The 12,115-nt window shown below is 34.7% G+C and carries 8 protein-coding genes; 6 read left to right on the forward strand and 2 right to left on the reverse strand.

The window, feature by feature from the left end; translation table 11 throughout:
* Nucleotides 1-12 precede the first annotated feature (12 nt).
* The 5 genes from wecB to RCG25_RS02060 all read left to right on the forward strand — a co-directional run bounded on the left by wecB (nucleotide 13) and on the right by RCG25_RS02060 (nucleotide 7,931).
* Entirely contained in the window at nucleotides 13-1,161 is a 1,149-nt protein-coding gene (gene wecB, locus RCG25_RS02040; RefSeq protein ID WP_308082009.1) for a non-hydrolyzing UDP-N-acetylglucosamine 2-epimerase, read from the forward strand.
* Between the two features lie 50 nt (nucleotides 1,162-1,211).
* Entirely contained in the window at nucleotides 1,212-2,492 is a 1,281-nt protein-coding gene (locus tag RCG25_RS02045) for a nucleotide sugar dehydrogenase (RefSeq protein ID WP_308082010.1), read from the forward strand.
* Nucleotides 2,493-2,580: 88 nt separating this feature from the next.
* The gene (locus tag RCG25_RS02050) at nucleotides 2,581-4,002 is read left to right on the forward strand and encodes a methyltransferase domain-containing protein (protein WP_308082011.1); all 1,422 of its coding nucleotides are present in this window, start codon (nucleotides 2,581-2,583) and stop codon (nucleotides 4,000-4,002) included.
* 1 nt (nucleotide 4,003) lies between these two features.
* Nucleotides 4,004-6,745 carry a glycosyltransferase gene (locus tag RCG25_RS02055; RefSeq protein ID WP_308082012.1) on the forward strand — a complete coding sequence of 914 codons (2,742 nt, stop codon included), beginning with the start codon at nucleotides 4,004-4,006 and terminating at the stop codon, nucleotides 6,743-6,745.
* Nucleotides 6,746-7,616: 871 nt separating this feature from the next.
* Nucleotides 7,617-7,931: a hypothetical protein gene (locus tag RCG25_RS02060; protein WP_308082013.1), complete on the forward strand. Its 315-nt coding sequence runs from the start codon at nucleotides 7,617-7,619 to the stop codon at nucleotides 7,929-7,931.
* 227 nt (nucleotides 7,932-8,158) lie between these two features.
* Here RCG25_RS02060 and RCG25_RS02065 read toward each other — a convergent pair whose 3' ends face one another.
* Together RCG25_RS02065 and RCG25_RS02070 are read right to left on the reverse strand one after the other, a co-directional pair.
* The gene (locus RCG25_RS02065) at nucleotides 8,159-9,151 is read right to left on the reverse strand and encodes a Two component regulator three Y domain-containing protein (RefSeq protein ID WP_308082014.1); all 993 of its coding nucleotides are present in this window, start codon (nucleotides 9,149-9,151) and stop codon (nucleotides 8,159-8,161) included.
* Nucleotides 9,152-9,184: 33 nt separating this feature from the next.
* Nucleotides 9,185-10,918: a hypothetical protein gene (locus RCG25_RS02070; protein WP_308082015.1), complete on the reverse strand. Its 1,734-nt coding sequence runs from the start codon at nucleotides 10,916-10,918 to the stop codon at nucleotides 9,185-9,187.
* A gap of 383 nt (nucleotides 10,919-11,301) precedes the next feature.
* Here RCG25_RS02070 and RCG25_RS02075 point away from each other — a divergent pair, with 383 nt between their 5' ends.
* Entirely contained in the window at nucleotides 11,302-12,105 is an 804-nt protein-coding gene (locus tag RCG25_RS02075; protein ID WP_308082016.1) for an ABC transporter permease, read from the forward strand.
* Nucleotides 12,106-12,115: the final 10 nt, after the last annotated feature.

Here is a 12,115-nt window from a genome sequence, read left to right on the forward strand (position 1 = left end):
TTGGGGGACAATATGGATAAGCAACTTAGAGTAATGACAGTATTTGGAACTAGGCCGGAAGCTATAAAAATGGCTCCACTTGTAAAAGAACTAGAAAAAAATTCAGATAAAATTAAATCTATCGTTACGGTAACTGCGCAACATAGAGAAATGCTTGATCAGGTTTTAAACATTTTTGAAGTAACTCCCGACTTTGATCTAAACATCATGCAAAGCAGACAGACATTGGTTGATGTTACGATAAGAAGTTTAGAAGGGTTAAACAGAGTATTCCAGGAGGTTAAACCGGATATTGTCTTAGTACACGGTGATACCACTACTACTTTTGTAGCCAGTTTAGCGGCATTTTATCATTCCATTCCTGTAGGACATGTGGAAGCGGGACTTAGAACATGGAATAAATACTCCCCTTATCCAGAGGAAATGAATCGTCAACTGACGGGAGTGTTAGCGGATCTTCATTTTGCGCCAACCGATCAATCGAAAGCAAACCTCCAGACAGAAAGTAAAAACATTGAAAACATCTTTATTACAGGTAATACCGCAATCGATGCGTTGAAGACGACCGTTAAAGCGAATTATACCCATCCAGTTTTAGAGAAGGTAGGAAATGATCGCTTAGTATTAATGACAGCACATAGACGTGAAAATACAGGAGAGCCAATGGAAAATATGTTCCGAGCGATCAACCGCTTGGTAGAAAAGCATGAGGATATCCAAGTAGTATATCCCGTTCATATGAATCCTGTAGTCCGAGAAATTGCGAATCGGATACTTGGGGAGAATGATCGTATTCACCTCATTGAACCATTAGATGTAATCGATTTTCATAATTTCGCTTCAAGAGCGTATTTAATCCTGACCGATTCAGGTGGTGTTCAAGAAGAAGCACCGTCATTAGGTGTGCCAGTGTTGGTTCTTAGAGATACAACTGAGCGTCCTGAGGGAGTGAAAGCAGGAACGTTAAAATTGGCAGGTACTGATGAAAATACCATCTATTCACTAGCTGATGACCTGTTGTCGGATAAGGTAGCACATGATAAGATGTCTAAGGCATCAAATCCATATGGAGATGGCAATGCTTCTAAAAGAATTATTGAAGCCATCCTATTCCATTTTGGTTATATAACAGACAGACCAAATGACTTTATTGTAAAATAGTTGTTTTTTGGATATATATTTCAAATGAATTAATTAGGGGGAAATAAATAATGAAACTTTGTACAGTAGGTTTAGGATATATTGGATTACCAACATCAATCATGTTCGCAAAACATGATGTGAATGTAGTAGGTGTAGAAATTAGACCACAAGTAGTTGAATTGTTGAATTCAGGGACAATCCACATTGAAGAACCTGGTTTACAAGAAGCATTAAATGAAGTACTGGAGAAAGGTACCTTCCGTGCGACACTTTCACCTGAAAAGGCGGATGCATTTATTATCGCTGTACCAACACCAAATAATGATGATTTATACAAATCTTGTGACCTTTCTTATGTTTTAAGCGCAGTAAATAGCGTCATTCCTTATCTTGAAAAAGGTAATGTATTAATTGTTGAGTCTACAATCGCTCCAAGAAGTATGGATGATTATGTGAAACCACTTGTTGAAAAAGCTGGTTTTGTTGTTGGTAAGGACATCTTCCTTGTTCATTGTCCAGAACGTGTGTTACCGGGACAAATTTTACATGAGTTAATTTACAATAACCGTATTGTTGGAGGAATCACTCCAGAATGTACGGAAGCAGGCGCAATGGTTTATAGCACTTTTGTAAAAGGCGAAATCATTAAAACAACTGCTAAGACTGCAGAAATGTCTAAGTTAATGGAAAATACGTTCCGTGATGTGAATATTGCTCTAGCGAATGAATTAACAAAGGTATGTAATGAACTAGAGATTAACGCGCTAGACGTAATCGAAATGGCTAACAAGCATCCACGTGTTAACCTTCACTATCCAGGTCCTGGAGTAGGTGGACACTGTCTAGCTGTTGACCCGTATTTCATTGTGGCAAAGGCACCTGAACAAGCAAAAATCATTAATCTATCACGCTCAGTAAACACTTCAATGCCTGAATATGTAGTAAATAACGTAAACACTCTTATGGAAAACGTGGATGGCAAAGTGATTACTGTATTTGGTCTTACTTATAAAGGAAACGTTGACGATATTCGTGAAAGTCCAGCAATGGAGATTTATGAAGAGCTTCTAGCACAAGGGAAGTACGAAGTAAGAGCTTTCGACCCACACGTTGAGAAAGAGTTTGTCATCGAAGATATGGAAGCGGCAGTAAATAGCTCTGACTTAATCGTTATCCTAACAGATCATAATGAGTTTAAAGCATTAGACTTCAATCAATTAGCAAAAATGAACAATAAGCGAATTTTTGATACAAGAAACATTGTGAAAAATCTCCCTGAAGATATTGAGTATATTAACTTCGGTAATCTATATGATTACATTGGGAAACAAGCGGTCTTGTCAAATTAATTGTTAATCCATAGAAGTGTTGCTAAAAGAGATTTCTAGTTTTAGCAACACTTCTGTGTTTACTAGCTTAATAGGAGCTGAACATTTCATGAAAAAACCATTGGATCGTATAACGGAAGCCTATTTTGGCGAATTAGGTGAGCAATTTGCAGACAAGGTAAGAAATCGCATACATTGGGTTTGCGAAAATGCAAAAGGCGAAAGCATTCTAGATGTTGGCTGTTCACAAGGAATTACAGCAATTTTACTTGGTCGAGAAGGTAAAAGTATAATTGGGATTGACTTACTAGAAGAATCCATTGAATACGCGAATAATTTGCTGTCTTCTGAGGAAGAAATTACGAAAAAGTATGTTCAATTCAAAGCGGCAAATTTTATGGAGTTTGCCAATGAGAATCAAACATTTGATTGTATCATTTTTGGTGAAATATTAGAGCATATCACCGACCCAAAACGATTCATAAATATGGCTGCTAAAATGTTAAACCCTGGTGGTTCCATCATTATTACATTGCCATTTGGAATCAATGATTATTTTGATCATAAAAAGACCTACTATCTCTCAGAATTATTGAAATTTCAAAGTGAGAATTTGGTTGTTGATGAACTAAAGTTTTTCGGAAAATGGATAGGTGCCATCATTAAAGCGAAAGACCTTAAGCAAAATACGCTAAGTGTGGATGACCATCTTTTGACTAGACTGGAAGATGCCTTTTTTACTGTAGAAAAAGACCTTTGGCAGACAATAAGAGATAGAGGCCAAAAAATTAAAACCCTACAAGAGAAAGTAAAGGCAGCTGCAACCGAGAAAGAAAAATATACTACTGACTTAAAAAAGAAGAATCAAGAAATAACGAATAATAAAGAAGAAATTCGTAAAAAAGATTTTGAGTTAGAGAAGAAAGACCAAAATTTAAGTGAGAAAAAAGAAGAACTAGCAAGAAAAGATCGAGAGTTGACGGAGAAGATTGAAGAACTAGTCAAGAAGGATTTTGAAATTGACAAGAAAAATGTTGAAATCGATAAGAAAAATGAAGAAATCGATCAGTTAGTAAAGGAACGTTTGGTGCTATCAGAAAGCCTTACTAATAATTCTCGAGAATTAGAAATGATTGAAGAATGCAACAAAGAAGTAGAAAATTTAAACTGGCAACTAACTACAAAAGAAAATGAGCTTCAAAAAGCTAAGACGCAACTTACTACGAAAGAAAATGAACTTCAAAAAGCTAAGACACAACTAGCTGCGAAAGTAAAAGAAATGAAAGAAATTCAGGATAGAGAAAAGAAATTAAAAAAATATATCACTGAGCTTGAAAAGCAGGCAACGATTTATAAAAAGGAAAAAATTAAAGTTCAAGAAGACTTATTGGAATCATATGGAAAAGAAGAAAAATTACTTAAGACACATAGTAATCTCATGAAAAGATACAAAGCGTTAAGTGAATCGAAATTAGGAAGTCTTACTTTATCCTACTGGCGCAAACGTCGAAATGTCTTTGGAGGGAAGTAAATTGGATCAAAAGGCAATTAAGCAACGGTTGGAAACATTAGCGAAATTAAAAGCAAATTTAGAAATGCAAATCAAGGAAGAAAAGGAATCAGTGTTATCAGGACTTTTATTTCCTAGACCGCAAAATTCCGGCAAAACTCCCGTTAAAAATGAGAAAAAAGCCAATGCAGTGAAAGCTGACACGAAAGTAATGACTGCAAAAGAGGAAGAAGATCTTGCAAAGAAAATCGCTTATCTAAAAAAGAGAGATAAGTTAAGTGATACGACATTCTTCGATAAAGTGAAACCATTGCTTGACCAAATCCCTGAAAGCAACGGTAGCAGGTATTATGATAAAATCAAAGCCAACATTGGGATTATTGCTGATGAATTTTTATATAACTCATTTAAGGATGTAGCTGAGTTTAAATATATTGAACGTGATAACTATAAGAAACACAGTGGCTCACTGGATGTTCTTTTAATCGTAACAGCTTGGAAGGGACTAAACCTTGAATGGAAAGGTTTAGGGAATCCGAACATTAAGAAGCATAGAGAAGACTTGTATAAGATCATCGAATTCTATAGATCCCAAGGCACAAAGATCGTCTTCTATTCAAAAGAAGATCCAGTGAACTATCATATCTTTATTGATATCGCTAAGAAGTGTGATTACATCTTTACGACAGCAGAAGAAAAGCTTGAGGATTATCGTAGAGAGTGTCAGAACGAGAATGTGTTTGTTTTAGAGTTCGGAATCAATCCTAGATATCATAATCCGATTGGTATCAAAATGGCTCCAAAACAGAGAGAAGTATTATTTACGGGTTCTTGGTATGAAAAATATCCACACAGACATGTGGACACAAGAATGCTCTTTGATGGCGTAATTGATGCAGGTCGCGATCTAAAAATTATTGACCGGAACTATGAATTAAAGTTAATGCAATATTTCTTCCCTGAAGAGTATTTGAAATATGTATCTCCATCCATTGAACATTCTTACTTACAGAAGTTCCACAAGATCTTTGACTGGGCGATTAACCTAAACACAGTGAAAGAAAGTAATACGATGTTTGCCAATCGTGTCTATGAACTTCAAGCGCTAGGGAATATCTTACTTTCCAATTACAGTGTAGGAGTAAACAATAAGTTTCCTAACGTGTTCTTGGTGAACGACCAAAAAGAAGTAAATGACATTATCAATCGCTTTTCTGAAGAGGATGTCTTTGAGCACCAAGTGCGTGGAATTAGACGAGTGATGACTCATGAGACAAGCTTCCATAGAATTCATCATTTACTGGAAAAGGTCGGCTTAGATTTCCCTGTGCAAGAAAGAAAAGTAGCAGTGATCGCAGCTTCTAAATCAGGAACAATCGAAGAAATGTTTAATCAGCAAACCTATCCAAATAAAGAGCTGTTCCTAGAGAGCCAAATTTCAGAAGAACAACTCCAGGATTATGACTTTGTGGCTTTCTTCGATGAAAGTAAATTGTACGGAGAATTCTATTTAGAGGATATGATTAACGCCTTTAAATATACAAATTCAGATTTCGTGACAAAGGATGCCTATTATGCAGGAGACTCACTAATCAAGGGAGTAGAGCATAACTATACAACCTCCATGAAAGATAAATACAGAACAGTATTCTGGAGTAAAGCTTACACGCTTAAAGACTTAATGGGCTTTAACTCTCCTGCCACCTTACCAAATGGCTATAGTATTGATCGATTTGAATTTAATGATCAACCGGTACAAAAAGAAGTGGCAGCTGGGCAAAAGTATAAACTCTCAGTGATTATTCCAACCTATAACAATGGAGATCATTTGTTAAATAAGTGTTTCAACAGTCTTCGTAGAAGCAGCTTGTTTAATGACATGGAAATCATTATGGTTGATGATGGTTCTACGGATGGATACACGCCAAAAATTATTAAAAGTATGGAGAGAAAATATTCAAATGTGAAGACTTTCTTCTACAACGATGGTGGAAGTGGTAGTGCTTCGCGTCCAAGAAACAAAGGGTTCTTACTATCAACAGCTCCGTATATCACGTATCTAGATCCGGATAACGAGGCGATCAACGATGGGTATAACGAACTTTATAAGCAACTAGCCAAAGGCAATTACGATATGGTCGTAGGAAATATGCTAAGGCTGGATACAAAGCCGCTAAACTTTGATTATTATCGTACGGCTGTTCAGTATAATGGCAGTGATGTCATTTCAAAGAATATTAAAGAGTACATGGTAAAAAGTCAGTTTAAAGCCATGAGCATCCAAGCACTGATTTGTAAAAGAGAAGTAATTGGAGATCAGTCTCTTCGAATGGTGGAAGGTGCAGTTGGACAGGACACGATATTCTTCCAAGAGCTCTTGCTACATTCGAAGAAGACCAAGGCCATCAACCTGCCTATTCATATCTATTATGCAGCAGTGAGCGGCTCAGCGGTTAACACGATCTCGAAACGATTCTTCGAGAAGTACTACATCCTTGAAAAGTACAGAGTGAACATGCTCAAGGAAAACGGACTCTTACAGGACTACATTGAAAAACGCTTTGAATATTACTTTACTAACTGGTATTTAAAGAAGTTGAAATTGGTGAATGAAGAGGATGCTCTTGAATCGATTAGGATTCTAGGTGAAATACTTGGAATGTATGAGATTAATGATGCATTTACTTCTCCAGAAATGGTTGAATTTAGTCGACTACTTAAACAAAAAGATTATCATAAAGTTGAAGCGCAATTTGTTGGTTAAACCGGCGGGAAATTAGGATACAAAAAATAACAACTTTACGTTGCCAGTCAAATGAAAAAGACAACCTATAATGGGTTGTCTTTTTTAGGCTCGTTTCTAAGACATTGTTGCTTTTGTCTATCTTTTTAAGGTTCGTTCTAATAAATAGACGGAGGAATTCCGCTTAATTGGGAAATTGGATGAAAATTAGCTAAAATAGACGGAGATATTCCGCTTATTTGATTTTAAAACGCAAAAATGGGGCACTTTTCTTTGAATAACCGGAAAAACTCCGCTTATCTATTCCTAAATGAGCTCGATTTTGCAAATAACCGGAAAAACTCCGTTTATTGGTTACTCTTCTAAGGGGGCAATGCAATTAGACAAATTTTGCGTAGTGTAGCTCTGATTCTAAATGAATAAAACTCTGCATTTCTTCCAAAACAACAATGTTTACGTAAACAGCCTTTTTTTTTGACTTCAGTCCGACCACCAGCTAAGATCCCAAAGTTTCGTTAAGTAGAAAAGGATGTGGAGTTGCTACAAATACTAATAAATCAAAAACGGCCCTTTTTTTAGTGTCACCTCAATAAAGGAGTGGATAAACGGCAAAGAAGGAACGATCGTGAGGAAACCTGTGCAACTGATGAAGGCTATTAAGAGGTTGTTGTATGTGAAGTGGTAAGCTTCTCTATTAGCCTCCTTATTAAGCATGCTACAGTCGGAAATGGAGCTGTAGAAATTAATTCCTAGTGTCTAACTTGGAGTTATATGTTTATTATACAATGTTCGACCTATGTTAATGAATTTCAACATTCCTCATAATTATAGAGTCATATTTTGGCGACTTAATTTGTATATATTAGAGAATACATTTTGAGGAGGCCAAATAATGAGTTTAACGAATAATTTTAATGGAGATGGGGCGTCCCGCAATTACATTGAAAATGACATTGATCTTTTTTTGGAGGTACTTAGTATTTTAAGTACTTTAATTCCAGAATATGTTCCTGAGAAGGATGGAAAGCGTTACCCTTCTATAGAAAAAGATTTTTTTATTAAGAGTTCATTTTTCCTTACACCTGAGAGGATGAAAAAAATATCTCCATTGATTGCTTATATAATGAAAAGGGAAGTTGGTGGGATTCAGCACCAATATGAAAATATTCATAAAAATAAAGGAGAATGGTTTTTCCGGAATAATTGATTACATCAAGGGTCCTTTTAAGGGCTCTTTTTTAGTGCGACTAACAAAAAGTCTAATGTTAGACAAGGTGAACTGAATTCTCAGCTCTTTTTTATGAATCGAATGCTGTTTTGGGCTAAAGGAGGGCTACATAATTTCTCTTTTTTACTTTTAAAAAGCAAAAAGTGTACATTTCCATGCTTAAAAAGCCTGATGCACTAATACAACAGTGAGTCAGGCCTTTTTTTCTATTTAATTGGCGCATGAGATTTCAGCGTAACAGGCTTACCTTTAATCGCAACGATCCTTCCTTCGGGACTCTTTGCAAAGGCGGTAACAGAATATTTACCTTCTTTTTCAAGTACTATTTCAAATTTATTATCGGACGAATAGGGTTTATAGACAATCCTTTCTTCGTTATGAAATAGATAAAATGCAAATAAGTCATTTGGTGATTTTGTCTCAATTTGATATAGGTATTTATTAGGATCTAATCGTTTTTCATTAAGGTGTTTAATAATAGGAAAATGAAAAGCCTCACTAACAAATTGCTGTATTATTTTTGGAAAATACAAAGCTACTTCACTATGCTTATTATAATTACCTAAGTCTAATTTATAGGGAATATTTCTTTTTTGTAATAAATCGATCATAGGCAAAACATGAGTTTTATAATGATATTCTCCCTTACCTACATGAATGAGAATATTGGGCTTATGATTAGAAGAATTGATCAAATTTGTCAAAATAGAATCTAAGTATTCGAAATCCTCATCGTCGCTTCCCCCAACCATAAAGTTAGCAATGTTTTGGGAATTAGTAAATCTTAATAAATATTCTCCCAATAGAAATTGGGGTGATCCTGCAATAATGTGCTTGAAACCATATTTAATTCCAAAATACAATGCAGCAAATCCCCCCTTACTTGAGCCGCATGATAGAATTTCGGTGATTCCATTTTCGTTTGATATGTGATTAATCAAGGAAATGACTGACCGTTCAATAGCGTAATTCCTGTTTTCACAAAGATAATAGCTCGCTCGTGAACCAAAATCATCTAGAATAAACAATTTATTGCAATTGTAACCTTCAAGAGTTTTAATGTAGTTGTATCTTGGTGGGGTACCTATTGGAGGTATACCTGAAAATACAACTACTAAATTTGTTGTTGGTTTGTGTGACTTAAAGAATAAATACTTTATGTCTACTTCCCCTTTATAAACCTTTTCTCTGTTAAACAAATATAAAAGCCTCCTTAGTTGAAAAAATGAAAATTACTTAATTATTGAAAAAGGACTAGATGCAGTTACTTCTACCTTATTGGTCGTATCCAATTTACCAACTGATATCCTTTCAATTAAGAGCGTTGAGGCTTTCCCCCAATTCCAACTTTCACAATTCTTTATTGCAATGGTCCTGATTGAAATATGGCTCATTGCATTTTCAGGAATCCATTTGATTAAAATCTGATTACTCTCTTTCCAAAGTGAAATATCTTCTTCCATCAATACTTTCTCATCCAAGAGTATTTGATACTTTAATCTTCCCGCATTAGATGGGTTCTGATATGGTGAACGGAGCTGGATAGAACAATATTGACCTTTTTCGAACTTAGTTACTACAGGTAATCGGGCCTCTATAAAATCTCCTTCTAATGGTGCGCTTAAATCGATATGAAATTTGGCTCTTCTTGGTTGGGAGATAATTTTCATAGGGACCGTTCGTTCTAAATTTGTTTGTGAGCCACTAGAAAACTGGAAATTGTCTAAATGTAATCCAAATTCATCAAATTTTTCATCATAAAAATCGGATAAATTTTCGGTCGAATTTATTTTCCAATAATTTAGAACAGGCCAGTTCGTATCAATAATCTTTTTAAATACGGTATGTTCCTTTTTATCTTCAGCTGAAACTGATAAAAGCAGCTTCAATATCTTTCGGGAGTTGAAAAGGATGAAGCTATCAAAAGCAATATCACTCTCTAATAGAAGTAAAGCATGCCAAGCACCCATTCTGAACTCCCAATATAATAAATCATATGGATCATAATTATAGATTTTATCCATTTCTACATGCTTATAATAATGATCAAATGCTTGTTTAACCTTAGGATCATTAACAGCCTTTTTAGAATACAAAAGTGCCATGCTATCACTTCCGAACACCTTCGGCAAATTTTTGTAATTTAACTTATAATACATTCTACCAATTTCATAAAGGTTAGAGCGGATATGCAAAGAATTTTGCGAAAATGTATCTAAATATATTTTTGCTAAATGAAAGGAATGCGACGAAAAAGTATTCTTTCTTAATACTTCACGAATATTTTTAGAATCAATATCATCCGTAGATGGGGTATCAATGGTTAGAAATCTGTGATTTAAACCTAAATTATATGAAAGTTCCTTAACAACATGCTTATCTATTTCTAAGGATTTTACCTCACTAGTCTTTGAATACGTAAAGTATTGGAACTGATCTTTATAGTCCTTTAATAACGCTAAGGATGTCCTACTATCTAAACCAGCGGTTAATGAAAAAAGAAGATCATGTTTTTTGCTAAGTAGTTGGAGTTGATTTTTTACTGATTCACTAATACTAGCCACAATATCCTCAATCGGAGCAATAGTTAACTCTTCTCTTGGGAAAAACCGTTTCACTTGTTTGCTTGGGAGCGTAAGTAAAGTATTAGGGATTAAGAAGTAAATATCTTCATACGGAGTATAGTGACCTGGTAATGAGGCACTCGTATATTCTTTTAACCATTCTTTATTTACAGTAGTTGAATGGGGCGAATTTATATACTCCTGAACCAATTCACAGTGAGAACCAATGATGTTTTGTGTAGTAGAATAGAAAATCGTTCGCATACCAGTTGCATCAGATAAGATGGTTGCATTTTCTGAGTCCCCATAAAAAATGAAATGACGGCCAGAAAGCTGATCAATATAATTGAAAAAGTCCTCTTCAGATTTCGAAAGAGCCGTAAGTAAATTCTGGGCTATCATTTCCTTATCATCTGTCAACGTATCAATATCTAGAATAGTTCCTAATAAAAAAACCCATTTATCACCTTGTTCATAGTACTTAGTGTCATTAAGTGGGTCGTAATATAGTTGATAACTGTTAATTGAAACATGCTCCCAATGTGGGTGTGGTTTTTCAATTTGTTTGTCTGAAATAATATAACCACGTTTATATTTTAATGTGTAGTATGGATTTGAAGTATCTATTTTTAATTCCCCCAGCCGTATAATATACCCTTTTTTATTATATCCTATTGGTAAAATTAATTAATAGTAATGTGAAATTTTTATTGTGTTATAATAGATTGTTGTAAATAATTGTTTAATTTTAAACTAGAGATTAATTTTGAAAAGGACGTTACCATATGAAGGCAGTGTTAGAAGTACTTAAAGAACAGATTGTAAATTTCAATTTAATATATCGGTTAGCATCGTATAACACAATAAGTAAATATCAATCACATTATTTAGGGGCCGCATGGCAGTTTATTAGTCCTCTTTTACAAATTTCAATCTATTGGTTTGTTTTTGGATTGGGAATAAGAGGCGGGCATCCTGTAGGAGATGTTCCTTTCTTTATTTGGCTGCTAGTGGGGTTAATTCCATGGTTTTTTATTAGTTCTACGGTCATCCAAGGTTCAAACAGTATCTATACAAAGGTTAGTTTAGTATCCAAAATGAAGTTTCCTGTCAGTGTCCTCCCATCTATCACAATCGTTGGGAATTCATTTAATTTTATATTCATGCTTTTATTTCTAGGTATTATATTGGTTCTTTATGGTGTTAACCCAGGTATATACATCTTACAGTTACCTTATTATTTGTTTTGTTTATATGTTCTCATATTCTCTGTCACCTTGCTTTTCTCTACAATTTCAACAATAATAAGGGATTTTCAGATGGTATTACAATCATTAATGAGAATGATGTTATACTTCCTCCCGATTCTTTGGGATACAAGCAAATTGCCTAAGTTTGCTCAAGACTTATTAAGTTTAAATCCTTTCTATTATATAATCGTTGGGTTTAGATCCATTTTTTTTACTCAGACGTGGTTTTTTGAGGATTGGGTTTATATGAGTTACTTTTGGGTAACTACCCTCCTTGTACTATTCATAGGAGCGTTAATTCATATCAAATTCAGAAAACAATTTGTTGATTACATTTAACATATAACAC

Source organism: Neobacillus sp. PS2-9, from assembly GCF_030915525.1.
GTDB lineage: Bacteria > Bacillota > Bacilli > Bacillales > Cytobacillaceae > Neobacillus.